The following is a 26,337-nucleotide window of genomic DNA, read 5'->3' as shown; positions in this document are numbered from 1 at the left end:
CAAAAGGTCCTCGCCCCAACACTCGGTGCCTCGCTATGGCTCGGCATGCCCGCAATCCGCCAGTGATTTGGGGGGCGATTTCAGATCAAGATCAAAAGCGCAGATCAAAAGACCGCTGACTTCGTCATCGAAAAGGATGTAAGGGCCAGAGCAACAGCAACAGCAGAGCCATACTCGGTCTAATGTGGGAGCTGGCTTGCCTGCGATGGCATCAACTCTGTGTGCCTGACACACCGAGGTGCCTGCATCGCAGGCAAGCCAGCTCCCACAGAAAAGCAGTTTTTCAGTGTATTCAGTGGTACTTTTGGCTGGGCCGGCATTCCGGGCGTTTGCCAAAAGGGACCCGCCGTAAGGGCGGAACCCTAAGCCGCCGTTACCGCAGCAACGGATATACACTCAAAACCACCGCCCCTAAGACCGCCTCAAAAGACCTGAAAAAGCACCACCCTCAAAGAGGAAGCATCAAACGAGACCGCTCTTGCACCCGCGCCAACTCAGGAAACTCCAGCAGCAGCGCCCGATTACCCCTGCCGATATGCTCCATGACCGCCCGCGTAACGTGTTCACGCACCATCCCGGTCGAGACGTAATACATGGCCCAGGCCTGCTCCGGCGTACAGTGACCGATCTGCTCCTCAATCTCCTTGTACGCCTGATAATCGTCCGATTTCACATCGCACGGGTCATCACGTCGGGCCATGATTTATCTCCCTCTCTGGGATCTATGCGAAAGCACTCGGGCCTCACTCAGCCAGTCACGTACCGCTCTTCACCTTGGTCCACACACGTGTACGGATACGCTCCAGCTTCAAGGGCAACGGCTCAAGCGGCACCAGCGTGGCGATGGTGGCTTTGGACGGATAAATCCACGGGTTATCGCGCAACTTCTGCTCAACCAGCGCGGTGGCGTCCTTGTTGGCATTCGGGTACAGCGTGTGATTGGAGCTCTTGGCAATCACCTCGGGCTCAAGCATGTAATTGATAAACGCCAAGCCGGCCTTGGCGTTGGGCGCATCCTTGAGCAACACAAAGTTTTCCGACCAGACCAGCCCACCCTCGCGCGGCAAGCTGTAGGCAATCTTGCGGCCAGTATGGTTTTTCTCATTGATGGCCTGGGCCGTCAGCGCCCCGCTCGCCCAACCCACGACCACGCAGATATTGCCATCGGCAAAGTCGGCGTCGGTTCTGGAGGAGTCGAAGTAGAGGACATAAGGGCGGATTTTCAGCAGCAGCGCCTGGGCCTTCTGGTAATCCTCGGGGTTTTGGCTGTTGCTCGGCAGGCCGAGGTAATGCAAGGCGATGGAGATGATTTCACTCGGCGAGTCGAGCATCGCCACGCCGCAGGACTTGAGCTTGCTGATGTTTTCTTCTTTGAAGATCAAGTCCCAGCTGTCCACCGGGGCGTTATCACCCAGTGCCGCCTTGACCTTATCCACGTCATAACCAATGCCGGTGGTGCCCCACAGGTACGGAATCGCGTATTGGTTGCCCGGATCGTTAGTGGCGAGCAAGGCCAGCATTTCCGGGTCGATATGCGCATAGTTGCTCAGTTGGCTGCGGTCCAGCGGGGCCAGCACGCCCGCCTGGATCAGGCTTGGCAATACGTTGGAGGTGGCGACGACGACGTCATACCCGGTGCGCCCGGCCATGGCCTTGCTTTGCATGACCTCGGCACTGTCGAAGGTATCGATGTGCATCTTGGTGCCGGTTTTCTGCTCGTATTCCTTCGGTGTCTCGGGAGCGATCAACCCGAACCAGTTGTACAGGTTAACCCGGGGTTCTGCCGCCGCTGCGGGCGTGCTGGCCCCGACAAAGACAAGCGAGGCTAAAAAAATGGCTCGCAAATGTGATTTATTCATATAACTATCCTTGTCAAAAACGACAGGCCTTCATGGCCATCAACGCTGGTGGGTGAATATACCCGGCGTCGTCGAATAGTAAATACCTACAAATACTTAGCTCAGCCCCATGAATCCCTAACCCAAAAGGGGTAGTCCATGTCACTCGACCTTCACAACCTCGCCTGGCACCGGTCAGCCGGCAAACTCATCATGGAGCTGAACCGCCCAGCCTTCTGGAGCTCACTGGTTCGCGTGTTGAATGAGTATGTGCAGATCGACAATTGGGTGGTCCTGGTGTTCAGCAACCAGCAAGTCAACGTCGTCAGCGTGACCGAGGTTGCGGATGCCGACGAAGTCGACGCCCTGACGCAACTGTATGTAAAAGGCCTTTACCTGCTGGACCCGTTTTACATTGCCAACCGTGAAAACCCGCAGAGCGGTTTTTTCCATCTGTCAGACATTGCCCCCGAGCACTTCCTGACCACCGAGTACTACCATCAGTATTTCGCCCGGTACGTGTCCGTCGATGAGGTGCAGTACAACGTCCAGCTCGACGCGGATCGAACCCTGTGTATTTCATTTGGCAGTAACACGCGCTACACCCCGGAACAGATCACCACACTGGATATCATCAAGCCGTGGGTCATGGCCTTGATGCATCAACGCATGTGTTTTGAAGTCGATGAAGAAAAAAACCTCAGTGAGCCGCCGCCCTGGTCCGAAGCCATTGTGCAGTTGGGCACGCAGATCACCACGCGCGAGAAGGACGTGCTCAAGTTGCTGCTCAGTGGTTTTTCCAATAAAGAAATCGCCGGCAAACTGGCGCTGTCGACAGAAACCATCAAGGTGCACCGGCGCAATATCTACACCAAGCTCAACATCAAATCGCAGTCCGAACTCTTTTCGCGTTTTTTCATGCCTAAACAGGACGTTTACACGCTGAATTAGGCGCGCGATCACTCGCCATCCTCAAGAAGCCCCCGGGCGGTAACCTAGCCGTTCGGTCAGTTACCGCGCATGCCCCCTTTGCTTACCCTTTCCCCTGGTTTCTATCGGAGGGGGCGTGATGTCCTTGATCAGCGATGTAGAACGCGCTTGCACACGCCTGGCCTCAGCAGGATGGCATGACCTGTTGCTGCACCACGGCCTGGACATCACCTCGACAAGCCTGCGTGAGGAACTCGCCAGGCCTGTGCAGATTGATCGCACCCAGCCAGGCTTTGAGGATTTTTCCGCTGATGCCACACGCGGTATAGAGCCTGGGCACCCGGCCGACAGCCTGCTGTTTCATGCCTTCGCCTCGCCCAATGTGGTCACCGCGGTCCAGGGTAAAACGCTCACGGCCTTCCCCACAGCCGCTGAAATCGAGCACGTCCTCAATTATGTCTACGGCGCCGCTCCCCCGACCCTGGAGGCTTTGCAGCAACTGGCCGGTGAGGCGCAACTGGCGATCGCGGTGTTCGCGTATGAATACCGGCCCTACGCCGAAACTGTGCACAGGCGCCAGGCGGACCTGTGTTTCTCGCGTACCGGGGTGGCCCGGGTCGGCACGGCGGACGCGCTGTATAACCCGCAGCAAAGAGGTTTTTTGCCCTTTGTCGAGGGCCAGCCGAACCAGATGCGGGTGATACCCGCGCGCTACGGCGCGTTCATCGCTGCCCGGCACACCGGCCAACCGGCGCGGTTTGGCCCAATGGATGCTCAATCTATCGATGAGGATCTGGAGTTCTGGGTGCCCCTGCACAAAGTGTTCGATGGCAACGAGTGCCTGGCCGGAATGGACCTGACTGTGCAGCTGGAAAACCACCAGATCAATGAAAAAATCGGACAGATCCATAGGCGATTTCGCGATACCGGCTGGCAAGAGCCTGACATTCTCAATGCGCCTTTCGTCATTACCGAGGGCTTGTGCCATTGGGCGAATACCGATGAGTTCGCGCCGGGGCTGTTGATGCCCGACGCCAAAGAAGCGCTGGTGGAACTGGCCTATTACCAAGACCGTCCGCTGTCGTTCATGATGCCTCCCAATACCGGTGGGTTGGTGCATGGGCGCCATCATTTGCGCGACGACGGTTCGATCGAAGACCTCAACCAGCGTGAGGATGTCGACGCCATCGTCAAGGCGGGCGGCTACCGAGCCCTGCACTATCAGGATGCCATGGCCGACGGCTGGGTACGAGCCCACTGCCCTGCGCTGGAACTGGCGAGCATCGCCGCCTACTCCATCATCGGTGCGCCGGATTTTTTTCCGTTATGCGGGCAACGAGAGCTCAAGCAATGGTCCAGCGACCCGGCGGTTTTCCCTTGCCCTGCGCCGCCCTGCCCAGAGGTTTGGCATACACGGGTCAACCCACTGTCCGACGTGCGTTTTTTTATCAATCAGGCCCTTGCCGGTGGTTACTTCGCCCCTGAAGACCGTGGCGTCACCGCCATCGTCTCCCACCCACAGTCCTCTACAACACCAGGCCCGACGCTACCTGTGCAACGCACACAACGGCAATCCTGGCTGCCGGATTTCGCCAGCGGGGTCTTTGGGCCGGGCTGGGAAGTGGGCCGGGGCCTGGTAGACGCTCCGTTTACGAACATGCTGTGCGGTTATCAGTTAGCCAGCCCGTTTACCGAGGATGCACGCATCTGTGCGGCACTCGGCTCGTACTGGCCGGGGGTGGCACCTGACTCCACCCGCAGCTTTGAACCGCGCAATGTTTCGGCCACGGTCATTCCGCTGACAGACAGCGAAATCGGCCTGGGCGACAGCCCTGCCTGGGATGGCCGCGCCGGTCCCACCTTGATTGAGTCGCAGGGGCGCATGCTGGTGCAGTACCGTGCCTATGAGTACAGCGACTACACGCAGGCCGCATTGGATGGCCAACTGTCGCTGGCCATCACCGGGCAGACCAGCACCGCGCAGTACCACCAGAGGGTGCTGGGGATGCGTCGTGCTTATGAGGCAGTAGGCGCCGGATCAGACAAAGAACAACGAAAACGCTGGCCATTGCTGTCGTATTTTCGGGTGCAATTGCCGGATAAAGCGTTCGAAGCTGCGCAGCAGGAGGCCGGGTTGCAACTCTCGGGTGAGGTGCATTTTTATACGCTGTACAAACATGGCGCGATAATCACCCCCACGCATGACTTCAAGCTTCGCCACGTGCAAATAGAGCAAGTCATCGACCTGTACATGAGCCACGACGCCGTACTGATCCGTCTGGACGGCGCCGCCTGGCGACCATTCGAAGGCCCCCTCAACCCGCCGCCCCCAAAAACGGCAACGCCAGGTACAGTTTGATCACCACCGCATTGGTAATGTCGATAAAAAACGCCCCCACCATCGGCACCACCAGAAACGCAATCGGCGATGGCCCGAAGCGCTGCGTGACCGCCTGCATATTGGCAATGGCGGTCGGCGTGGCCCCCAAGCCAAAACCGCAATGCCCCGCCGCCAGCACGGCCGCGTCGTAGTTGCGGCCCATGACCCGGAACGTCACGAAGATCGCAAACAGGGCCATCAGCAACGCCTGGGCCGCCAACAGAATCACTATCGGCAAGGCCAATGCCGCCAGATCCCAGAGCTTGAGCGACATCAGCGCAATCGCCAGGAACAACGACAAGCTGACATTGCCCAGCAGCGACACTTCACGCTCAAACACCTGATGCCAGCCCAGCGCCGACAAGCCGTTGCGCAACACCACGCCCACAAACAGCACGCATACAAACGTCGGCAATTCGAAAGCCGTACCTTTAATAAAGCCATACAGGAAGGTGCCGACCTGCAAGCTGATCGCCAATAACGCCAGGGTCTCGATAAATGAAAACGAGGTGATCATGCGTTCCTGGTTGGGCTGCTCAAAGCCTTTGGGCTGGGGCGGTTGCGCCAGCTCAACGCCGGGCACCTGCACACGTTTGATCAGCAAGCGGGCAACGGGGCCACCTATCAGCCCACCCAATACCAAGCCAAACGTCGCCGAGGCAATCGCCAGTTCGGACGCCGAAGCCACGCCATATTTTTCGCTGAACACCGCGCCCCAGGCTGCGCCAGTGCCGTGCCCGCCGGACAAGGTGACGGAGCCGGCCAACAGCCCCATCAACGGGTCGAGCCCCAGCGCCTTGGCCAGGGCGATGCCCATGGCATTTTGCACCACCAGCAGGGCCGTCACGACCAGCAGGAAGATGCCGAGGATGCGCCCGCCTTTCTTCAGGCTGGCAAAGTCCGCATTCAGGCCGATGGTGGCAAAGAACGCCAGCATCAAGGGGGCCTGCAATGAGGCGTCGAATCGAACTTCGATATCCGTTAATGCGCGCAGCAACAGCAGCAGCGCAGCCACCAATAAGCCGCCGACCACCGGCTCCGGAATGCTGTAGGCGCGTAAAAAGCCGATGCGGGCGACCAGCCAACGCCCCAACAGCAGCACCAGAGAGGCGGCGACCAGGGTTGAGTAAAAATCGAGTTGGATCATCTGGGCAGTTCTCCGAAGTGAACACACACACTGGGCTGGCCAGAGTAGAGACAGCAGAACCAGTACACACCCACCCGCCATTAACTACAGACTATTCCCACGCACTTCACAACAAGGCCTACACATGTCGCGTGCAGCCGCTATCGCTGGGTGGTCGCCGGTTTGATTTTCGTCATCTACGCCATTGCGGCGGCCGACCGCGCCAACCTCGGTGTGGCGATGCCATTTATTCGCAAAGAATTCGACATGAGCAACGCCGAGGCAGGCGGCCTGATGAGCCTGTTCCTTCTCGCTTATGCCCTGGCGCAGATTCCTGACCCGGCTGATTAAAATCAGCACAAACAAAAACGCCGATCATTGCTGATCGGCGTTTTCGTTAAATATGGAGCGGGAAACGAGACTCGAACTCGCGACCCCGACCTTGGCAAGGTCGTGCTCTACCAACTGAGCTATTCCCGCAAAATGGCGTCCCCTAGGGGACTCGAACCCCTGTTACCGCCGTGAAAGGGCGGTGTCCTAGGCCACTAGACGAAGGGGACACACAACTGAAACACATGGTGTGTATTTCAGTGCCCAGAGGTTAAATCCGAAGATTATGCCCTGGTTTCACTCAATGCCGCCCGAGGGCCACATTGCTTGTAAATTGGAGCGGGAAACGAGACTCGAACTCGCGACCCCGACCTTGGCAAGGTCGTGCTCTACCAACTGAGCTATTCCCGCATATGGCGTCCCCTAGGGGACTCGAACCCCTGTTACCGCCGTGAAAGGGCGGTGTCCTAGGCCACTAGACGAAGGGGACACACGTACAACATTCACTCCCTACCGCGTTTCGCTGTGTGCTTTACGCTGTAAGTGGCGCGCATTCTATGGATGGATTGAAAGGTCGTCAACCCCCAAGGATAAATTTATTTAAATCAATGACTTCGCCCTGCTTTCCGGGCCTTGGCGGGCATTCTGCCCGTCCGGGCTTTGACGCCTATATTCTGGCGCCCGACAAGGCGCTATAGTTCGTCCGAGCAAATGATGGCAATGTGCATCTATGCAGGGAGCCCGCCCGGCAACGCTTACCTATATAGAAGAAACTACCTGGGCAACTGGTCGAACAGTCCTATCCGCCGGATGGTCCAGTCACTACACTCCACAGCAAACCCTATAAAAGAGGTCACACCGGTGACACCACTCATGATCACCCTGCTGGTAATAGCCGGGATCGTAATACTGATCGCCATTGGCTACATGAACCACGTGGTGGAAAACAACAAGCTGGAAAAGAAACGTACCGAGATCGAGCTCAATGATCGGCTGCGTCGGTGCGGTGAAATCACCGAGACCTTTCCTGGCCAATTGATGACCCCGGCGCTCAAGCTGCTGCTCACCCGCCTTGAGCTGAACGTCAACCAGCGTCTGTTGCACCTCAACAAGTCCAGTGCAGCACTCAAGGCGCGTATCACTGAGTTGAATGCGCTGATCGCCCAGGGCGAATCGATTCCGGTGACCAACCCGCCGGCGCCGATCCAGACTGAAGCCAAGGCCAAGGATGTGCGTTTCCTCCTTGAAGCCCTGCATGGCCAAGTGACCCGCGCGGCTCAGGATGGTTTTCTGCCGACCAACGAGGCCAAGCACTGGATCAAGGAAATTCGTCATATCCTGGTGCTGCTGCACATCGAGTTCTTCAACAACCTCGGCCAGCACGCCCTGCAACAGAACCAACCCGGCCAGGCACGCCTGGCATTCGAGCGCGGTGTGCAGTACCTGCGTAAACAGCCAGAGCCGGTGCTCTATAGCGCGCAGTTGCAATTGCTTGAGAATCAATTGGCCCGTGCTAATTCGACGGTACTGACTAACAGCAAGCCGGCTGAAGATGAGGTCAATGAGTTGACTGAAGGGCTTAAAGTTGTGGATGCGGATGCGGAGTGGAAGAAGAAAGCTATCTACGATTGATCGTTGGGGGGCGCGCGCGGTGGATGGATGGGTTGGGTACATATCCGTTGCCGCGGTAACGGCTACTTAGGGTTCCGCCCTGACGGCGGCTCACTTTTGGAAAGACCGGAATGCCGGCCCAGCCAAAAGCAACCAAAAAGTCTTCGCCCCACCACTCGGCACCTCGCTTAGGCTCGGTGTGCCAGAACGAAGGCTTGAATCCGTGGGCCGCCTCAGATCAAAAGCAAGATCAAAAGCAGAGCACGGCGGCCTAGTAGCCGACCTGAGTGGTTAGTTCAAAAGCAAAAGCGGATTTGCATACACTGAAGAGCTGCTTTTCTGTGGGAGCTGGCTTGCCTGCGATGCAGACACCTTGGTGTATCAGGTACACAGAGTTGATGCCATCGCAGGCAAGCCAGCTCCCACAGTTGACCGAGTTTGGCTTTGCTGTTGCTGTTGCTGTTGCTGTTGCTGTTGCTGTTGCCGAGTGTTGGGGCGAAGACTTTTTGGTTGCTTTTGTCTGGGCCGCCATTCCGGTCTTTACAAAAGTGCCCCGCTGTCAGGGCGGACTCCTAAGCCGCCGTTACCTAAATAACGGATATGCCCCCCAACGCAACACGCCACAACAAAGTGCCATCAATTTGCACCTATCCCCCCGCCCCCGACTAGCGTAAAAAAGTGCCCCTAACTCCGTGAAGTCAGAGGCCTGCTATGCCTGTCGCCGTCATTGATGGACAACCGCTGCACTACGTCGACCAGGGCACCGGCCCGGTCGTTCTGCTGGGTTCAAGCTACCTGTGGGACCGCCACATGTGGGCGCCGCAAATCGAAGCCCTGTCGCAACAGTACCGCGTGATCGTCCCCGAGCTCTGGGGCCATGGTGAATCCGGCCCGCTGCCGGCCCAAACCCGGTCCCTCGACGACCTGGCGCGCCAGACCCTGGCCCTGCTGGATCAGTTGGACATCCCACAGATCAATCTGGTGGGCTTGTCGGTCGGCGGCATGTGGGGCGTACGCCTGGCATTACTGGCCCCAGAGCGCATCAACAGCCTGGTGCTGATGGACACCTACCTGGGCGCCGAGCCCGAGGCCACGCGTCAGTATTATTTCTCGCTGTTCAAGATGATCGAAGACGCCGGTGCCATCCCTGAGCCGTTGCTGGATGTGATCGCACCGATCTTCTTCCGGCCAGGCATCGACCGCGAGTCGGCGCTGTACCAGGATTTCCGCCAGTCGCTGCAAGCCTTCTCCAAGGAGCGTTTGCTGGACAGCATCGTGCCATTGGGCCGCCAGATCTTCAGCCGCGCCGATATCCTCGACCAACTGCACCGCCTGGACACCGACACCACCCTGATCATGTGCGGTGAGCAGGACAAGCCACGCCCACCCGCCGAATCCAGGGAAATGACTGAGTTGATCAGTTGCAGCCTGACCCTGATTCCAGACGCCGGGCACATCTCCAGCCGCGAAAACCCGGACTTCGTCAACGAAGCCCTGCTGACCTTCCTCGCCAACAACGCCTGATCGTACGGCTCCGCCTTTGCTCATTGATCAAAGGCGGAAGTGCCCCACCATGCCCTTGAGTTCGGCCCCCAGCTGCGCCAGCTGAATGCTCGAGGCGGCGTTGCCTTGCATGCTCAGCGCCGATTGGTCGGCACTCGCGCGGATACTGGTGACACTGCGATTGATCTCTTCGGCCACCGAACTTTGCTCCTCGGCGGCGGCGGCAATCTGCTGATTCATCTGCTGGATCAGGGACACGGCAGCGGCGATGCTGCCCAGCGCGCTCTCGGTTTCCAGCGCATCGCTGACGGCCAGTTTCACCAGCTCGCCGCTTTGCTGAATCTGCTGCACCGATGACTGCGCCGCACTGCGCAAAGTACTCACCAACCGCTCGATCTCCTCGGTCGATTGCTGAGTACGCTTGGCCAGCGCCCTCACCTCATCGGCCACCACCGCAAACCCTCGGCCTTGCTCGCCGGCGCGGGCGGCCTCGATGGCAGCGTTAAGGGCCAGCAGGTTGGTCTGTTCGGCGACACTTTTAATTACCCCCAATACCGTGCCGATGTGCTGGATTTCGGCACTGAGGCTGTCGATGCTGGCGCTGGCACTGGTGCTGGAGGACGCCAGCAATTCGATGCGTTGCAGGCTCTGACGCACCACCTGCTGGCCGCTGTCGACCTTGGCATCGGCGGTCTGCGCCGCTTGCGCGGCTTCTTCGGCGTTACGCGCCACGTCATGCACGGTGGCGGTCATCTGGTTCATCGCCGTGGCGACCTGCTCGGTCTCCTCCTTCTGGCTGCTGACCTCTAGATTGGTTTGTTCGGTGACGCTGGAGAGGGATTGCGCAGAGCTGGCCAATTGCTCTATGCCGGCCTGCAAGCCGCTGACCATCTGGCTCAAGCCATTGCCCATCTGTTGCATCGCTTGCATCAGCTGGCCAATTTCATCGCGGCGACTGACCTCCATCCGCCCGCTCAGGTCACCGGCGGCGATCCGCTGGGCCACTGCGATCACACTGCGCAGCGGCGCCACGATCAGGCGGGTAATCAGCCAGGCTGCAACCAGCCCCACCAGTAACGCCAGTGCCGAGGAACCGACGATCAGCAGCGTGCTTTTCTTCAATTGCGCCTGCATCGACTGGTCTTCGGCGGCATACGCCTGGTTGACCCGGCTGACCACCTGGTCGGCGCGGTCATGCAATTGCTTGTAGACGATTTTTTCCTGAGCCAACAAACCGGTGTACTCACCGAGCTTTTCGCTGAAGGCCGCAATATGCCCGGACACCTCATTGAGCACGGTCTGGTAACCCGCGTCCTTGACCGAGGTTTTCAACTGCTCAACCTGCGCAAGGGCCTGGTCGGCCTGTTCGATCTTGCCCTGTTCGGCGTTGTCGGCATCGGCCTTGCGGCTCTGGTCCAGGCGTACCCGCGCCTCGTTCATGGCTTGCAGCATCAAGCGAGACACCTGGCTGACCTGCCCGGCCTGTTCGATAAACTCGGCGCCCTCCTTGCCCTGGCTTTCCTTGAGGCCATAGGCGCCATCATCGGCCAGGCCGGCTTGCAGCACATCGAGGTTATTGGCCACGCTGGAAACGGACCAACTGGCCATTTCCAAAGCCAGGTCCTTGGTCTGGGTCAACTCGACAAATTCATCGAACGCCTTGCGATACGCGGCCAACGCCTGTTCAACGTCGCCCATCACCGGCACATTGGCGGCGGACTGGGCCTTGAGCGTGGCCGCCAGGGCGGCCAGTGCATCGACGCTCTCATGCAAGGCATCAACGGCTTTGGGGTCGGCGTGCAACGCGTAGTCCTGCTCGATCAAGCGCACCTTGAGCAAGCCGCTGTTGAGCGAGGACATGGCATTGAGGCCTTCGAAACGCTGGCCAATGGTTTGCAGCGACCACACGCCAATGGCCGCCACCAGCGCCGTCAGCAGCAGCACCAGGAAGAAGCCCAAGCCCAGCTTTTTTGCCATACCGAGGTTGGCGAAACGTCGTTGCACGGCCGAAATCATTGCACTTGAATCCTCTTGCACGGGCAGATGCCAGCAAGCCTGGTTGCCATGCAGCGAGATTCGCAACGAGACGCCATTGGCACAAGACGTTGGCGTCACAATAATGGCAAAAAGCTACATGCTCGTCGTTTTCAGAATGGTTGAGGTCGATCTGGCAGGCCCCATGGCACGGAACAACTCCAAAGCCCGCTGATCAGCAGCATAGGCCACATTTATGCGCAGCCAGTCACTGTGCTCACCGCGGGGAGTGAACAGCGCCCCGCAAGACAGCAGGACACCAAGCCTGCGCGCGCACGCCTGCAACCGTGAATGATCGCCCAGGCCCGGCCGCGCCCACACAAACATACCGCCAGCAGGCACGGCAAACACCTGCCATTCCTCATCCTCCAGCACCTGCAGGGTGGCTGCCATTTGCGCATTCAAACGCTTGCGCAGGCGTTGCACCCACTTGCGGTAGGTGCCATTGGCCAGCAATGTGGCGACCACTGCTTCGGCAAACCGTGAAGTGCCGATACCGGTCAGGGTCTTGAGGCTGGCCATTTTCGCAACGATGTCTGTGCCGGCACTGACGTAGCCCACGCGCAAGGCACTGCTCAGGGTTTTGGAAAAGCTTGATACGTAGATCACCCGGTCATCATGGGGCAACGCCGACAGCCGCGTGCAACTGGCGTGCTGCAGGTCGCCATAGACGTCTTCTTCAATGATCAGGAAGCCATCGCGTCGCGAAAGCTCCAGCAACCGTTCAGCCACGGCGCGACACAGGCTGGTGCCGGTTGGGTTGTGGTAGAGGCAGTTGATGAACAGGCACTTGGGACGATGCCGTAGCAGCAGTTGCTCAAGCACTGGCATGTCCGGGCCGCCCACGGTGCGCGGAACTTCCAGCAACGTGACCCCATGGCGCTCCAATTGTCGATAGAGGTTGGCGTAGCCCGGCGTCTCGACCACCACCGTATCGCCAGCCTTGAGCAGTGAGCGGATCAACAGGTCCTGTGCATGGCCGGCACCATGGGTGGTCAGGATGCGATCCAGGCAGGTGCCCACCTTTATCTGGGTCAGCCGCTTGAGCAGTTGCTCGCGCAATGCTGGCAGGCCCAATGGCGTGCTGTAGTTGAAGAGACCGGCCGTGTCGGTGCGGCTGATTTCCCGTATCGCGTAGCACAGGTCATCACTTTCACGCCATGTGTCCGGCAGCCAGCCGCAACCCAGCTTCAACTCGCCCAACGGGCCATCGACATAGGCGCCCCAGCCCAGCTCTGCACCCTCATACCAGTGGCCTTCAAGGCAAACAGGCGGCTGGGCGACCACAAATCCCGAACCTTGCCTGGACGCCAACAACCCCTGGGCCACCATTCGCTCGAAAGCCTCGATCACGCTGGACTGGCTGAGCAGGTTGTCGAGGGCCAGTTGCCGGATGGACGGCAAGCGCGTGCCGGGGCTCGCGCCGCTCTTGCGTATCCATTGCGCCACCGCGCTGACGATTTGCTGCACCACCGGTACAAGGGCTTGTCGATCGATCCCTAAATCCATGAGCCACTCACTTGAACTGTCTGTTATTCAACCCCAAACAGTTAAGCACAGAAGCTCGCTCAAGCCGGCCGCAAAAAATTATTAAAGTATTGATTTTATTGACTTATTTACCTGTTGATACACATTCTGACGAGGCCTTGTGCCAGCCATGGAAACGCCCCACAGCAGCCCCATCCTTTTCTAAGAGTGCATGGCATGGAGTCCTAGATAGCCGTTGCGCCACCATCCACCGCCAAGGCTTGCCCGGTGGTAAACGCCGCCCCATCACTGCACAGGTACAGCACGGCACTGGCGATTTCCTCGACCTTGCCGATGCGCCCAACCGGGTGCATGGCGGCGGCGAACTCGGCTTTGCGCGGGTCTGCTTCATAGGCACGGCGGAACATGTCGGTGTCGATCACCGCAGGGCACACCGCATTCACGCGGATTTTCTTCTTTGCATATTCAATTGCGGCCGATTTGGTCAGGCCGATCACAGCATGCTTGGACGCCGCATAGATGCTCATCTTCGGCGCAGCGCCCAGCCCGGCTACCGAGGCGGTGTTGACGATCGCACCGCCGCCCTGGGCCAGTAACAGCGGCAGTTGATACTTCATGCACAACCACACGCCCTTGACGTTGACGCCCATGATTGCATCGAACTCATCCAGGCTGCCGTCGGCCAGCTTACCCTTCTCAATCTCGATGCCGGCGTTGTTGAAGGCATAGTCCAGGCGCCCATAGACGGCGAGGGTCTGTGCCATCAATTGCTGCACATCGGCGTCCAGCGTGACATTGCAACGCACGAACAGCGCTTCGCCGCCCGCCTGTTGAATCAACGCAACCGTGTCCTCGCCGCCCGCCACATCCAGGTCGGCTACCACTACTCTCAAGCCTTCTGCGGCAAATGCCAGCGCGGTGGCGCGGCCAATACCGGCGGCGGCGCCGGTCACCAGGGCAACCTGGCCGGAAAACGTCATGCTCATGGGGGATGTCCTATGCAAGAAATAGCCGTGGGCCGAGTCTAGCCAAGCCGACGGCGGGCGCGTCAGCACTATCATATGGCCGGTTGGGGTTGCATGAATCGCAGTGATAAGACGCCCAGGCCAACTATCAGTCCAACCTATCGGCGGGCATTCGCAGCCACCCTTAACCTTGCCCCCAGGCCGCTGAAGGTCTATCACTCAGGGTTCACTTCTAACAGAGTCCCTGCCATGACTGCCCAGACCAACCGCCAATTCCTGCTCGCCAAACGCCCGGTCGGCGCCGCCACGCGGGAGACCTTTACCTACCAGGAAGTGCCGGTGGGCACGCCAGGTGATGGGCAAGTGCTGGTGCGCAATGAATACTTGTCCCTGGACCCGGCCATGCGTGGCTGGATGAACGAGGGTAAATCCTACATTCCACCGGTCGGCATCGGTGAAGTGATGCGGGCGCTGGGCGTGGGCAAGGTGATTGCCTCGAACAACCCTAAATTTGCCGTGGGTGATTATGTGAACGGCGCGCTGGGTGTGCAGGATTATTTCCTGGGCGAGCCGCGCGGCTTTTATAAGGTCGACCCCAAACTGGCCCCGCTGCCGCGCTACCTGTCAGCGCTGGGCATGACCGGCATGACCGCCTACTTCGCCCTGCTCGACACCGGCGCGCCCAAGGCTGGCGATACCGTGGTGATCTCCGGCGCCGCTGGCGCAGTGGGTAGCATTGCCGGGCAGATTGCCAAGCTCAAGGGTTGCCGCGTGGTGGGCATCGCCGGGGGCGCCGACAAGTGCAAGTTCCTCATTGATGAACTGGGCTTTGACGCGGCCATCGACTACAAAAGCGAAGACGTGCCCGCCGCCCTCAAGCGCGAATGCCCTAAAGGCGTGGATGTGTATTTTGATAACGTCGGCGGCGACATTCTCGACGCCGTGCTCAGCCGCCTGGCCTTGAAGGCACGGGTGGTGATCTGCGGCGCAATCAGCCAGTACAACAATAAAGAAGCAGTGAAAGGCCCGGCCAACTATTTGTCGTTGCTGGTCAATCGTGCGCGCATGGAAGGGTTTGTGGTAATGGACCACGCGGCGAACTTTGCCGCCGCCGGCATGGAAATGGCCGGCTGGATGGCCCAGGGCAAGCTCAAGAGCAAGGAAGATATTGTCGAGGGGCTGGAGACGTTCCCGGAGACGTTGATGAAGCTGTTCAACGGCGAGAACTTTGGGAAATTGGTGCTTAAAGTCAGCTGACCCGATCGTTCCCACGCTCTGCGTGGGAATGCAGCCCGGGACGCTCTGCGTCCCAAAGCGTGACGCAGAGCGTCACAAGAGGCGTTCCCACGCAGAGCGTGGGAACGATCATCAGGCGATTTCGGCGACGACTGCGGCCAGTGCCTTGGCCGGGTCCGCCGCCTGGCTGATCGGGCGACCGATCACCAGGTAGTCCGAGCCGGCATCCAGCGCCTGACGCGGCGTCAGGATACGACGCTGGTCATCCTGGGCGCTGCCCGCGGGACGAATCCCCGGGGTTACCAGTTGCAGCGACGGGTGCGCGGTCTTCAGCGCCTGGGCTTCCAGGGCCGAACACACCAGGCCATCCAGGCCAGCCTTCTGCGCCAAGGCTGCGAGGCGCAGTACCTGCTCCTGCGGCTCGATGTCCAGGCCGATGCCGGCCAGGTCTTCGCGTTCCATGCTGGTGAGCACGGTCACACCGATCAGCAAGGGTTTCGGGCCGCTGCGCTGCTCGAGCACTTCGCGGCAGGCGTTCATCATGCGCAGGCCGCCGGAGCAGTGCACATTGACCATCCACACGCCCATTTCGGCGGCGGCTTTAACCGCCATGGCCGTGGTATTGGGGATGTCATGGAATTTCAGGTCGAGGAATACTTCGAAGCCTTTGTCACGCAGAGTGCCGACGATTTCGGCGGCGCAGCTGGTGAACAGTTCCTTGCCGACCTTGACCCGGCAAAGCGCGGGGTCCAACTGGTCAGCCAGCTTCAGTGCGGCGTCACGAGTGGGGTAATCCAGGGCGACGATGATAGGAGTCTGGCAGACGGACATTGGAATGGGCTCTCAGGCAAGTCGAAATCGGCGCGGATTGTAGCGCAAGCGGCGCCGTTGCGGGATCCGATGATCGGTAAAATGCTGATCAAGCGCGCATAACCCAGTGTTTTAAGAAGATGTGTCAAGACTGATACATTCCCGACATGCCCTCAACACGCCCCGCGACTAGCCTCGCGCACATGACCGCTCGCCCGGCACTTCCAGCCATGGAGCCGGGCGCCTATGCTCAATGCAACAACCCAGGCAGATGATCGCACTATGCATACCCCTACCGTCTCTGTAAACGAAGAGCAAAAAAGCGCGGTGATCGCCGAAGACAAACGGTGGAACACCCGCGCGCTGATCGTCGATGACGACCTGCCGATCCGCGAACTGCTGATCGACTACCTGGCCCGCTTCAATATTCTTGCCTCCGGCGTCACCGACGGCACGGCCATGCGCACCGCCATGCAAGCCGAAACCTTTGATGTGGTGGTGCTCGACCTGATGCTGCCGGGCGAAGACGGCCTGTCGCTGTGCCGTTGGCTGCGCACTGAATCGGACATCCCGATTTTGATGCTCACCGCACGCTGCGAACCCACCGACCGCATCATCGGCCTGGAACTGGGCGCCGATGACTATATGTCAAAGCCGTTCGAACCGCGCGAGCTGGTGGCACGTATCCAGACCATCCTGCGCCGGGTGCGCGATGACCGCACCGAGCAGCGCGCCAACATTCGTTTCGATAACTGGCGGCTCAACAGCGTATTGCGCCAACTGGTGGCCGACGATGGCCTGGTGGTGCCGCTGTCCAACGCGGAATTTCGCTTGCTGTGGGTGTTTATCGAGCGCCCGCGCCGTGTGTTGAGCCGCGAACAATTGCTCGATGCTGCCCGTGGCCGCTCCATCGAAGCCTTTGACCGCAGCATCGATCTGCTCGTATCGCGCCTGCGCCAGAAGCTTGGGGATGACCCGAAAGCACCGCAACTGATCAAGACCGTGCGTGGCGAAGGCTACCTGTTCGACGCCCGGGATATCGGTTGATGCGCGCCACCTTCAATACGCTGTTTGGCAGGCTGTTCGGCGTATTGCTGGTGGCTATTGTGCTCGCTCATGTGCTGGCTATTTTCTGGTTCCGCCACTACGGCCCGCCACCACCACGGCCCCAGGAAACCTTTGTCGAGCAACCAGACGGCACGATGAAGCCATTGGCCCGCCATCACCGCCCCTGGTACGGCGGCCCCGTGGTACCGCTGACCTTCCAGTTTATCTCGCTGATCATCGCCGCCTGGTACGGCGCCAAACTGCTGAGCCGGCCGATCCAGCGCCTGAGCGCAGCGGCCGAACGCTTGAGCCTTGACCTCGACAGCCCGCCACTCGACGAATCCGGGCCACGGGAAGCACGCCAGGCTGCATCGACCTTCAACCTGATGCAAAAACGCATCCGCGAACAAGTCAGCCAGCGCGCGCGCATGCTCGGCGCCGTCTCCCATGACCTGCGCACGCCGCTGTCACGCCTTAAGCTGCGCCTGGAGCAGATCGAAGACACCAAGCTGCAAGGCCAGATGCGCCAGGACCTGGACGACATGATCGGCATGCTCGACGCCACCTTGAGCTACTTGCACGAACAACGCACCAGCGAGACCCGGCACTGGCTCGATGTGCAGGCGCTGGTCGAGTCCCTCAGCGAAAACGCCCAGGACCAAGGCTCGGACGTACAGTTCTCCGGCACGTGCGTACCGTTGCAGGTGCAACCGATGGCGCTGCGTTCGTGCCTCAACAACCTGATCGACAACGCCCTGCGGTATGCCGGCACGGCGCGTATTGAGTTGGCGGACAGCCGTGGCGCCCTGGTGATCCGCGTGATCGACCACGGGCCGGGGATTGCGGCGGATAAACGCGAGGCGGTGTTCGAACCGTTTTTTCGCCTCGAAGGCTCACGCAACCGCAACTCCGGCGGCGTCGGGCTGGGCATGACGATCTCCAAGGAAGCCGTAGAGCGCCTCGGCGGCCACCTCAGCCTGGAGGAAACCCCAGGCGGTGGCCTCACGGCCGTGATGTGGTTACCGAGGGCCTAAAGTGCTTTATCTTCGCGACGTTCCTGGGACTGGGTCGCACTCCAATCCGTCAGCAGGCTGTAGGCTACCGCCAACAAGGTCGGGCCGATAAACAGGCCGATGAAGCCAAAGGCAATCAAGCCGCCAAACACGCCTAACAGCACGATCACCAGCGGCAGGTTGCCGCCTCGGCTGATCAGGTATGGCTTGAGCACATTGTCCACGCCACTGATGATGAACGTGCCCCATACACCGAGGAACACCGCATAGGTGTAGTCGCCCTTCCATGCCAGCCAGGCCGTGGCCGGGATCCACACCAGCGGCGGGCCCATAGGGATCAGGCTGAGCAGGAAGGTGACGATGCCCAGCACCAGCGCGCCCGGCACCCCCGCAATCAGGAAGCCGATCAGCGCCAGCAGGGCCTGGGCCGCTGCCGTACCAATCACGCCGTTGACCACGCGCTGCACAGTGCCGGCCACCAACTCGATGTAGTAACCGGCGCGCTCGCCGATCAGGCGCTCCAGCAACCGATGGGCAAACATCGCCAGCCGTGGCCCATCACGGTAAAAGAAGAACACGAACACCAGGCTCAGGGTCAGCTCGAGGATACCGCCGCCAATTTGCGCACTGCGCGCCAGCAGCCAGTTACCCACCTGCCCCAGGTACGGCTTGATGCTGACCATCAGCGCCGCGCCCTGTTGGTCGATGCTGTCCCAGGTCGCCACCAGCCGCTCGCCAACAAAGGGGATCGAGTTCAGCCAGGCAGGTGCGGCGGGCAAGCCGTCCACCTGGATATCCTTGATCAGGCCGACCGCATCGCGCACATGGTCGGCCAGGTTGAACCCCAGCCACACCAGCGGCACCGCCACCAGCAACATCCAGCCCAGGGTCAGGATGCCCGCCGCGAGGGATTCGCGGCCACCCAGCCAGCGCGTGAGCAAACGCATCAGCGGCCAGCTGGCAAACGCCAGCACCGCGCCCCAGAACAGCGCCGACCAGAACGGCGCCATCACCCAGAAGCTGGCACCAAACAACACCAGCAGCAGGATTTGCACCAGTAGGCGATCGTTATTGAGCATCGGGTATCTCGAGAATAAGGCTGTAGGAAGAGAGCTTAGGCGAACGGCACGGGTCCGTTCGCCTTGATAACGGTCAGCGTATCAGATGCAGGTGCAAACCCTTAGCGTCACCGCTGCCGGTTTCCAGGCGGGCAGCCCGCACACCGCTGTCGATCAGGCCCTGGCGCCAGGCTTCGGCGGTCGGCCCGGTGAGGCTCACGCGCAAGGTGGCGTCGAGGTTCAAGCCACGGGAAATCAAGGTCAGCCAAGTGGCGTCAGGCGCGCTGCCGAGTGCCGGAAAGTCCAGCTCGCCGGTGCTTTTCAGCTCGCGCAGCAAGGTTGCCGAGGTGGGCAGCAAGTCGCCCAACGGCGCTCCGGCGTCCAGTTGTTCTACATGCAGATAAGCCCGGCGGTTGCCGCGCGTTATGCCATACAGCGCCACCAACGAGTTGTCTTGCGGGGCGGCCAGGCGCAGCAGCAGGTATTCCTGCTGGCCGTCGGCGCCGACCAGCTTGGCATTGCCGAACACTTCATTGGCCCACAGGCTGCTTTCGCCGCAATCACGCGCCTGGCACCAGAACAACAGCTGCGCGCCCTTGGCCTGCAGCGCTTCGCGCGTCGCGGTAAATGCGGCGCTGGAGGTGTGCTCGGCAGGCAGCTCATAGGTGACTGCAGTGGTTTTGCCGCGCGCCGTAGCCTGGCCTTCGTAGCGCAACTGGCCGCTGATCTTGCGGATCGCGCCCATGGGGTAGATGCGTTCTTTTTCTTCGGCGGGGCGATAATCGACGATTTGCGCGTCGACCTGACGGGCCACGGTCGGCAGATCCTGGCTGCCTGGCACATCGGCGGCGAACACCAAGGGGCTGAAACAGCACAGCCCGAGGACACGGAGACATTCTTTACGCAGGCTCATCGGATGATTGAGCCCTGGCCATCGAAGTGCGCAGCGGTGTTGAGTTCGTACATGGTTGACTCCCTTTCAATCCGCCCAGCCTCGGCAGTTGACCCCGCCAAGTCAAGGCATGGAGAAAAACCGATTGAAACAGTCTGCAACAAGGATCGCGCCGGGCTCATCATTAAGGTGTAAATGATGGCCGCCCGGCAGCGTGTTCACCGTAAAAGGTAGCTGAGAAAGCAATTCGGAATGTTTCGCCAGCATGCCGTCAGCCGCGACGACCAATTGTGTAGGGCAACCCACACGTCGCACGAAAGCCATCGCCTGTTCATCGGTCAGGCGCATCGGCGACGCCAGGGTCAAGCGTGCATCGGTGCGCCAGGTATAGCCGCCCGGCACGGGCATCAAACCGCGCTGGGCCAGCAGTTCAGCGGCTTCACGGCTGACCGCCACTACACCTTTCATGCGCGCTTCGACGGCTCGATCCAAGGTGCTGTAGACCGGTTTGCGCTTGTCTTGCAGGCTCAATTGCGCCTGCAACGCCATGCCGAGGCGCTCGGCGGCGTTCTCGCCAGCGGCGGTCGGCGGGATCACGCCGTCGATCAACCCCAGGTGTGTGACGCGTTCCGGCAGCGCTCCGGCCAACACCAGGGAAACGATGGCGCCAAGGGAATGGCCAAGTAATGCAAAACGTTTCCAGCCCAGTTGTTCAGCCACTTGCAGCACATCAAACACGTAATCCCACAAGGCGTAGCCGGCCCCGGCAGGCCGATGCGCCGAGTGCCCATGCCCGGCCATGTCCAGCGCAACGATGCGCAAACCCGCAAGCTTGGGCGCCAGCCGCGCAAAGCTGTTGGCGTTGTCCAGCCAACCATGCAAGGCGATCACCGGCAGGCCGTCTTCAGGCCCGAACAAATGCGCGGCCAATTCGATATGCGGCAGGCTCAGGCGCACTTCTTCGACGGGGTTGCTCATGCGCAGCTGCGCTCACGGGCTTCCCAGCGGGAAAACAGGTTCTTGATCAACGTCGCGGTGTCCTGAGGGCGTTCGAGAGGGAACATATGGCCGCCGGGCATGGTGAGCATTTCACCCATGGGCAGACGATCGACACCACTGGCATGGTGACGCATCACCACCCGGCTCTGACGCCCGCGCACCACCGCCAGCGGCACCTTCAGCTGGCGAACCTGGCCTGGGCTGGTATGGGGCACGCCTCGGTAGATACTGATTTCGGTGGCCGGGTCAAAGCGCAAGCGCAGGCGATCGCCCACCTGTTGCAGGCCGTGTTGCAAATACGCGTCAAAGCACTCCGGGTCGAAGCCGCGAAACAGCGTTTTGCCGGCGAAGTAGCTGCGTGCGGCGGCCAGGTCGCTGAATTCTTCACGCCGGCCCAAGGTACGCCCCGCCGGGGTCAGGCGGTCTATAAAGCCAAAACGTTTGGCAGCGCGAATTACCCAGCGGTCAGCGCGGGTCAATACCGGCGAATCAAGCATCACCACACCACGGTACAGCTGCGGGCGGCGCATGGCCGCGTGCAAGTGCAGCACGCCGCCCAAGGAATGGCCCACGCCCCACACCGGTTCCGGTTGCTGTTCCAGGTGATGGATCAGCTCATCCACCAGGTTCTGCCAGTTGTCATCCACCGGAAACCTGGGGTCGTGACCGTGCTGCGGCAAATGCGCCACCGCGTACTCCGGGGCCAGGGCGGCAAACAACTTGCCGTAAGTGGCTGAAGGAAAGCCATTGGCATGGGCAAAAAACACGTGCTGCGACATACAGGATCCATCTACGGGAACAGAAGTGAATTGTCACCAGCCTTAAGCCGTACAGCAATGACTGTAACCGCCAGGAATGATGACACTCACGCCACGCCTATCGTGCAGGTGGGTTCTCGCCCAACGGCACCACGGCCATGGTCAGGCGCGACACACAGCTGGCTTTGCCATCGTCGCTGGTCAAGCGAATGTCCCACACCTGAGTGGTACGGCCGATATGAATCGCCCGTGCTACCGCCCTCACCCGCCCGCTGCGCACACCACGCAAGTGGTTGGCGTTGACTTCAAGGCCCACGCAATAGAACTTGCTGGCATCAATGCACAGGTAAGCCGCCATGGAGCCGACGCTTTCGGCCAGCACCACCGACGCGCCACCGTGCAGCAGGCCGTACGGCTGGTGGGTGCGATGGTCGACCACCATGCTCGCGGTCAGCGACTCGTCGTCGAAGCTTTCGAAACGGATATCCAGCAGTTCACCGATGGTGTTTTTCTGGATGGCGTTGAGTTGCTCGATATTCGGTTGGGTGCGCCACAAGCTCATGAAGTCGTCCTTATTGGTTTTATTACGGTCCTAATCCTGCCACACAATCGGCTCACTGCGTTCGCTCCAGGCCGAAAATTGTGCACCGTAAGTCGACTCGATCACGTTGCGTTTTATCTTTAAGGTCGGCGTCAAAAAGCCGTTTTCCACCGCCCAGTTGTCTTTGACCACCACCAGTTGGCGCAAGCGTTCATGCTTGTCCAGTGCGCCGTTGACCTGTTCCAGCCAGCGTTCCAGGCTGCTGCGCAGCGCCTGCCGGTCCTGGCTGCCGGCTGACAGCACGCACAAGCCCAGCGGCGCCAACAGGCCATCGCCAACCACACAGACTTGTTCGATGCGTGCATGTTCAGCCAGGCGGTTTTCGATCGGCGCCGGGGCTACGTATTTGCCCTTGCTGGTCTTGAAGATCTCCTTGAGCCGCCCGGTCAGACGCAGGCGGCCGTCGGCGTCCTGCTCGCCCTTGTCGCCAGTACGCAGGAAGCCATCGTCGGTGAGGGTTTCAGCGGTTTTCTGCGGGTCCTTGAAGTAGCCGAGCATTGTGGCGCCGCTGCGCACCTGCACTTCGCCCGCCGGGTCGATGCGCACTTCAACGCCAGGACATGGCAGGCCGATCCAGCCAAGCGTTTGCTGGCCAGGGCGGCACACGTGGGAATAGCCGCAGCTTTCGGTCATGCCATACACCTCCAGCACGTCCAGGCCCAGGCGTTGATACCAGCGCAACAGCGCCTCGGGCACCGGCGCTGCGCCGGACAGCGCGATGCGCAGGGCATCCAGGCCCAGCCCGGCCAACACTTTATGGCCGACGCGCTTGCCGATAAAAGGCAGGCGCAACAGGGTATCGAGGCGTTTTTCCGGCATTTTGGCGTAGACGCCCATCTGGAACTTGGTCCAGATACGCGGCACGCCGAACAAGGCTGTGGGCCGCGCCCGGCGCAGGTCGGTCAGAAAAGTCTCGAGGTTTTCGGCGAAAAACACAGTTTGCCCGGTATAGATCGAGGCCAGCTCGACAAACATGCGCTCCGCCACATGGCACAGCGGCAAGTACGACAGCAGCCGGTCGCCCTCGCCCAAGCCAAATATCTCTGTGCCGCGCGTGGCCGCAAATCCAAGGGCGCCAAAGGTTTGCATCACGCCTTTGGGCAGGCCGGTCGTGCCGGAGGTGTAGACGATGGTTGCCAGGCTTGCGGCATCCGGCGCGGGGTTGTCCTGGATCGGCGCATTGGCTTGCAGGTCTGCCCAGCTGAAATCAAAGTCGCCGGCCGGGCACAACGGCAAGCTGATGGTCGGCAACCCGGCCGGGATGCCGGGCGCCATCGCAGGCCAGTCATCCAGCTTGCCGATCAGCACCAGCGCCGCCTCGGAATGCGTGAGCACATGGTTGACGGACTCGGCCGTGAGGTTGGGGTACAACGGCACCGACACATGCCCGGCCATCCAGATCGCCAGGTCGGCAATGATCCAGTGCGCACAGTTTTTCGAGATCAGGGCAATGTGCGAGCCTTGGGGCAATTCCCGGGCGCGCAACCAATGCGCGGCGCAACGGGCCTGATGGCCGACATCGCCCCAGGTGAGCGTCTGCACCTCGCCGCCGCCGATGGGTTGCACCAGAAAGGGTTTGCGCGGGTGTCGCGCTTCACGTTCGAAGAAGACCTGCAACGGCAAACGAAAAGCGACAGGCATGGGACGCGCTCCTTTGTGATCCGATGATAGCCAACCAAGCACTTGCTTGGTTGACTATATAGCACACAAAGTCGCGATTGCTTTTCCTACGGATGCTTCACACTGACCAGGCTCATCAGCCCTGCCAGCGGAAAATCGCCTTCCAGCTCCGCCAGGCTGGCGGTGTGCATCGGCTCTGGCTGGCGCTGGTGACCATGCTGCAAAAAGCTGATCAGGCTGCCCACCAAGGGTTGGTGGCTGACCAGTAGCACGTTGTCATCGGTGTCGAGCTTTTCCAGCACTTGCAGCGGGTTGCCCTCAGGCATCAACCACGGCACCGTGCGGACCTGCGGCTCAAACCCCAGCGCGTCACGCACCAACTGCGCGGTCTGCTGCGCGCGCACATAAGGGCTGGCGATAATTGCGCTGATGGGCTGGCCGATCAGGTGCGCAGCACTGCGCAACACTTCGCCACGGCCGTGCTCGGTGAGGTTGCGTTCGGCGTCGGTGCGCGCATGCCCTTCGGCTTCACCGTGACGCAAAATCCATAGCTTCACAGCTTTGGCTCCTCATCACGCGCCGGGTGCGGCGCGGGTGGCACGCTGTGGGCGGCTTCGCCTTCGGGTGCGCGTGGGGTTGGCCAATCGGCAAACGGCCAAGGTTTCTGTTCAGTATGAAAGCTGCCGAAACGGCCGATCTGCGCCAGGAACTGGCTGAGGCTGTCGCCAAAGTTCATCAGGCCCAGGTTCGGCGCGCCGTAGATCAGGCGATAAATCAGCTGCACCACCACCAGCGCACCGAGCAGGAACTGCGCCACTTGCCACACCAGGGCAAACACCAGCATCCACAGGACGCGCAGCAGGATGGACTCGTATTTTGGGGTGTCTTTAGGATCGTTCATGTGCGCGTTCCTCAGTTGAAACCGCTGGTGGAAATGAAGTCGACGTCGGTCTTGGGCTCGGCGCGCATCAGCACCTCGATCACCTGGTCCAAGGTGCGCCCTTCAAACAGGATCGCATGCAGCCCGGCGACCAGCGGCATGTACACACCGACTTCCTGGGCCTTGGCCTTCAACACCTTGAGGGTGTTGACGCCTTCGGCGACTTCGCCCAGGCGCGTGACCGCGTCTTCCAGGCTCAGGCCCTGGCCGAGGGCGAAGCCGACTTGATAGTTGCGGCTTTTGGGCGACGAGCAGGTGACGATCAAGTCACCGACGCCTGCCAGCCCGAGGAAGGTCATCGGGTTGGCGCCCTGGTTCACGGCAAAGCGGGTCATCTCCGCCAACGCGCGGGTGATCAGCATGCTTTTGGTGTTCTCGCCCATGCCCAGCGCCACGGCCATGCCGGCGATGATCGCGTAGACGTTTTTCAGCGCCCCGCCCAGCTCGACGCCGAAGCGGTCGCCACTGGCGTAGACGCGGAAGGTACGGCCATGCAGCACGGCCTGCACACGTTCGCACAGTGCTTCGTCTTCACTGGCCACCACCGTGGCGGTCAGCGCGTGCTCGGCGACTTCCCGTGCCAGGTTCGGCCCGGACAGCACGCCGATGCGCGCCTGCGGGGCGATCTCGGCGAGGATTTCGCTCATCAGCTTGAAGGTCTGCGCCTCAATGCCTTTGGTCAGGCTGACCAGCAGCTTGCCGGCCAGGCGTTCAGCGTGGGGCGCCAACACCGAGCGCAAGGCGCTGGAAGGCAGCGCGACAAAGCACAGGTCACAGTCGGTCAGCGTGGCCAACAGGTCGGTGACCGGCTCCACCACCGGATGAATCTTGATGCCTTTAAGGTAACGGGGGTTTTCCCGATGCACGCGGATGGCCTCGGCCTGCTCGGGATCACGCATCCACTGGCGCACCGCGTGGCCGTTCTCAGCCAGCAGGTTAGCCACGGCGGTACCAAAACTTCCGCCTCCCAGGACCGCAATAGGGCGCTGTTCAGTCATATGCAATCCGTTAATCCTTACATGGCGATGGCGGCATTATACGGGGCGACCCGCTTGCGGCCAGCCCCCGCGTCAATTCGTGCGCTTGTCGGAAAATGCCACACTTGTGTGAAGTAATTGCAAGTCCCACGACTGGCAAATGGCCCCACCTCAGTTAACA

Annotated in this window: 23 protein-coding genes, 4 tRNA genes and 2 pseudogenes; 8 read left to right on the top strand and 21 right to left on the bottom strand. The window is 60.6% G+C overall.

Annotated elements, in window-relative coordinates; genetic code table 11:
- Positions 1 to 448 precede the first annotated feature (448 nt).
- Together GIW48_RS15525 and GIW48_RS15520 are read right to left on the bottom strand one after the other, a co-directional pair.
- The gene (locus GIW48_RS15525; protein WP_017136288.1) at positions 449 to 700 is read right to left on the bottom strand and encodes a hypothetical protein; all 252 of its coding nucleotides are present in this window, start codon (positions 698 to 700) and stop codon (positions 449 to 451) included.
- A 55-nt stretch (positions 701 to 755) separates the two neighbouring features.
- Positions 756 to 1,859, bottom strand: coding sequence for a polyamine ABC transporter substrate-binding protein (locus GIW48_RS15520; protein WP_017136287.1), 1,104 nt, complete (start codon positions 1,857 to 1,859; stop codon positions 756 to 758).
- A 138-nt stretch (positions 1,860 to 1,997) separates the two neighbouring features.
- Here GIW48_RS15520 and GIW48_RS15515 point away from each other — a divergent pair, with 138 nt between their 5' ends.
- Both GIW48_RS15515 and GIW48_RS15510 read left to right on the top strand, forming a co-directional pair.
- Positions 1,998 to 2,789, top strand: a complete 792-nt coding sequence (locus GIW48_RS15515) for a response regulator transcription factor (protein WP_017136286.1) — start codon at positions 1,998 to 2,000, stop codon at positions 2,787 to 2,789.
- A 118-nt stretch (positions 2,790 to 2,907) separates the two neighbouring features.
- The gene (locus tag GIW48_RS15510; RefSeq protein ID WP_236462469.1) at positions 2,908 to 5,127 is read left to right on the top strand and encodes a hypothetical protein; all 2,220 of its coding nucleotides are present in this window, start codon (positions 2,908 to 2,910) and stop codon (positions 5,125 to 5,127) included.
- Here GIW48_RS15510 and gltS read toward each other — a convergent pair.
- Positions 5,084 to 6,295, bottom strand: coding sequence for a sodium/glutamate symporter (gene gltS, locus GIW48_RS15505; RefSeq protein WP_236462472.1), 1,212 nt, complete (start codon positions 6,293 to 6,295; stop codon positions 5,084 to 5,086). The two genes, GIW48_RS15510 and gltS, sit on opposite strands and share 44 nt — an antisense overlap.
- Positions 6,296 to 6,388: 93 nt before the next feature.
- On the opposite strand from gltS, the pseudogene GIW48_RS15500 reads away from it, so the two are divergent.
- Positions 6,389 to 6,610 (top strand): annotated as a pseudogene (locus GIW48_RS15500) (hypothetical protein); the annotation flags it as partial.
- A gap of 68 nt (positions 6,611 to 6,678) precedes the next feature.
- Here the strand turns inward: GIW48_RS15500 and GIW48_RS15495 are convergent.
- The 4 genes from GIW48_RS15495 to GIW48_RS15480 all read right to left on the bottom strand — a co-directional run bounded on the left by GIW48_RS15495 (position 6,679) and on the right by GIW48_RS15480 (position 7,094).
- Positions 6,679 to 6,754 (bottom strand) — tRNA-Gly (locus GIW48_RS15495).
- A gap of 4 nt (positions 6,755 to 6,758) precedes the next feature.
- Positions 6,759 to 6,834 (bottom strand) — tRNA-Glu (locus GIW48_RS15490).
- 105 nt (positions 6,835 to 6,939) lie between these two features.
- A tRNA-Gly gene (locus GIW48_RS15485) sits at positions 6,940 to 7,015 on the bottom strand.
- Between the two features lie 3 nt (positions 7,016 to 7,018).
- Positions 7,019 to 7,094: transfer RNA gene (locus GIW48_RS15480), tRNA-Glu, on the bottom strand.
- 383 nt (positions 7,095 to 7,477) lie between these two features.
- Between GIW48_RS15480 and GIW48_RS15475 the strand changes: the two genes are divergently transcribed.
- Positions 7,478 to 8,236, top strand: coding sequence for a hypothetical protein (locus tag GIW48_RS15475; RefSeq protein WP_080593750.1), 759 nt, complete (start codon positions 7,478 to 7,480; stop codon positions 8,234 to 8,236).
- Positions 8,237 to 8,926: 690 nt separating this feature from the next.
- Positions 8,927 to 9,739 (top strand): alpha/beta fold hydrolase, encoded by an 813-nt coding sequence (locus GIW48_RS15470; protein ID WP_236462476.1) that lies wholly within the window; start codon positions 8,927 to 8,929, stop codon positions 9,737 to 9,739.
- 27 nt (positions 9,740 to 9,766) lie between these two features.
- Here the strand turns inward: GIW48_RS15470 and GIW48_RS29920 are convergent, their stop codons facing one another.
- The 4 genes and pseudogenes from GIW48_RS29920 to GIW48_RS15455 form a co-directional block, all read right to left on the bottom strand.
- A complete protein-coding gene (locus GIW48_RS29920; protein WP_370589379.1) occupies positions 9,767 to 10,471 on the bottom strand; it encodes a methyl-accepting chemotaxis protein in 705 nt (234 codons plus the stop codon).
- A gap of 201 nt (positions 10,472 to 10,672) precedes the next feature.
- Positions 10,673 to 10,852 (bottom strand): annotated as a pseudogene (locus GIW48_RS29915) (HAMP domain-containing protein); the annotation flags it as partial.
- A gap of 996 nt (positions 10,853 to 11,848) precedes the next feature.
- Entirely contained in the window at positions 11,849 to 13,261 is a 1,413-nt protein-coding gene (locus GIW48_RS15460; protein ID WP_017134452.1) for an aminotransferase-like domain-containing protein, read from the bottom strand.
- 203 nt (positions 13,262 to 13,464) lie between these two features.
- Entirely contained in the window at positions 13,465 to 14,226 is a 762-nt protein-coding gene (locus tag GIW48_RS15455; RefSeq protein ID WP_236462479.1) for an SDR family oxidoreductase, read from the bottom strand.
- A 228-nt stretch (positions 14,227 to 14,454) separates the two neighbouring features.
- On the opposite strand from GIW48_RS15455, the gene GIW48_RS15450 reads away from it, so the two are divergent.
- The gene (locus GIW48_RS15450; protein ID WP_017134454.1) at positions 14,455 to 15,462 is read left to right on the top strand and encodes an NADP-dependent oxidoreductase; all 1,008 of its coding nucleotides are present in this window, start codon (positions 14,455 to 14,457) and stop codon (positions 15,460 to 15,462) included.
- 111 nt (positions 15,463 to 15,573) lie between these two features.
- On the opposite strand, the gene pyrF is transcribed toward GIW48_RS15450, so the two are convergent.
- Positions 15,574 to 16,272, bottom strand: coding sequence for an orotidine-5'-phosphate decarboxylase (pyrF, locus tag GIW48_RS15445; protein ID WP_017134455.1), 699 nt, complete (start codon positions 16,270 to 16,272; stop codon positions 15,574 to 15,576).
- Between the two features lie 261 nt (positions 16,273 to 16,533).
- Between pyrF and GIW48_RS15440 the strand changes: the two genes are divergently transcribed.
- Both GIW48_RS15440 and GIW48_RS15435 read left to right on the top strand, forming a co-directional pair.
- Complete coding sequence (locus tag GIW48_RS15440; protein ID WP_138449184.1) at positions 16,534 to 17,298, top strand: response regulator; 765 nt, start codon at positions 16,534 to 16,536, stop codon at positions 17,296 to 17,298.
- Entirely contained in the window at positions 17,298 to 18,332 is a 1,035-nt protein-coding gene (locus GIW48_RS15435; RefSeq protein WP_017134457.1) for a sensor histidine kinase, read from the top strand. The genes GIW48_RS15440 and GIW48_RS15435 overlap by 1 nt, the downstream gene beginning before the upstream one ends.
- Here GIW48_RS15435 and GIW48_RS15430 read toward each other — a convergent pair.
- From GIW48_RS15430 to GIW48_RS15390, 9 genes are all read right to left on the bottom strand, one after another.
- Entirely contained in the window at positions 18,329 to 19,390 is a 1,062-nt protein-coding gene (locus tag GIW48_RS15430) for an AI-2E family transporter (protein ID WP_056859710.1), read from the bottom strand. The two genes, GIW48_RS15435 and GIW48_RS15430, sit on opposite strands and share 4 nt — an antisense overlap.
- 73 nt (positions 19,391 to 19,463) lie before the next feature.
- Positions 19,464 to 20,282 (bottom strand): DUF4892 domain-containing protein, encoded by an 819-nt coding sequence (locus GIW48_RS15425; protein WP_138449180.1) that lies wholly within the window; start codon positions 20,280 to 20,282, stop codon positions 19,464 to 19,466.
- 102 nt (positions 20,283 to 20,384) lie between these two features.
- The gene (locus GIW48_RS15420; RefSeq protein WP_099549014.1) at positions 20,385 to 21,239 is read right to left on the bottom strand and encodes an alpha/beta hydrolase; all 855 of its coding nucleotides are present in this window, start codon (positions 21,237 to 21,239) and stop codon (positions 20,385 to 20,387) included.
- Entirely contained in the window at positions 21,236 to 22,039 is an 804-nt protein-coding gene (locus tag GIW48_RS15415) for an alpha/beta fold hydrolase (RefSeq protein WP_099549015.1), read from the bottom strand. The genes GIW48_RS15420 and GIW48_RS15415 overlap by 4 nt, the downstream gene beginning before the upstream one ends.
- 97 nt (positions 22,040 to 22,136) lie before the next feature.
- Positions 22,137 to 22,580, bottom strand: coding sequence for a hotdog fold thioesterase (locus tag GIW48_RS15410; protein ID WP_138449178.1), 444 nt, complete (start codon positions 22,578 to 22,580; stop codon positions 22,137 to 22,139).
- A 30-nt stretch (positions 22,581 to 22,610) separates the two neighbouring features.
- Positions 22,611 to 24,260, bottom strand: coding sequence for an AMP-binding protein (locus GIW48_RS15405; protein ID WP_236460854.1), 1,650 nt, complete (start codon positions 24,258 to 24,260; stop codon positions 22,611 to 22,613).
- A gap of 86 nt (positions 24,261 to 24,346) precedes the next feature.
- Complete coding sequence (gene sixA, locus GIW48_RS15400; protein ID WP_236460855.1) at positions 24,347 to 24,796, bottom strand: phosphohistidine phosphatase SixA; 450 nt, start codon at positions 24,794 to 24,796, stop codon at positions 24,347 to 24,349.
- Positions 24,793 to 25,140 carry a DUF4389 domain-containing protein gene (locus GIW48_RS15395; RefSeq protein ID WP_099549018.1) on the bottom strand — a complete coding sequence of 116 codons (348 nt, stop codon included), beginning with the start codon at positions 25,138 to 25,140 and terminating at the stop codon, positions 24,793 to 24,795. The genes sixA and GIW48_RS15395 overlap by 4 nt, the downstream gene beginning before the upstream one ends.
- Before the next feature lie 11 nt (positions 25,141 to 25,151).
- A complete protein-coding gene (locus tag GIW48_RS15390) occupies positions 25,152 to 26,177 on the bottom strand; it encodes an NAD(P)H-dependent glycerol-3-phosphate dehydrogenase (RefSeq protein WP_176991174.1) in 1,026 nt (341 codons plus the stop codon).
- Between the last annotated feature and the right edge of the window lie 160 nt (positions 26,178 to 26,337).

The sequence above is a fragment of the Pseudomonas sp. PA-6-3C genome (assembly GCF_021605825.1).
Lineage (GTDB): Bacteria > Pseudomonadota > Gammaproteobacteria > Pseudomonadales > Pseudomonadaceae > Aquipseudomonas > Aquipseudomonas edaphica.
The sequence above is the reverse complement of the archived record's forward strand: the minus strand, read 5'-3'. Positions and strand labels throughout refer to the sequence as shown.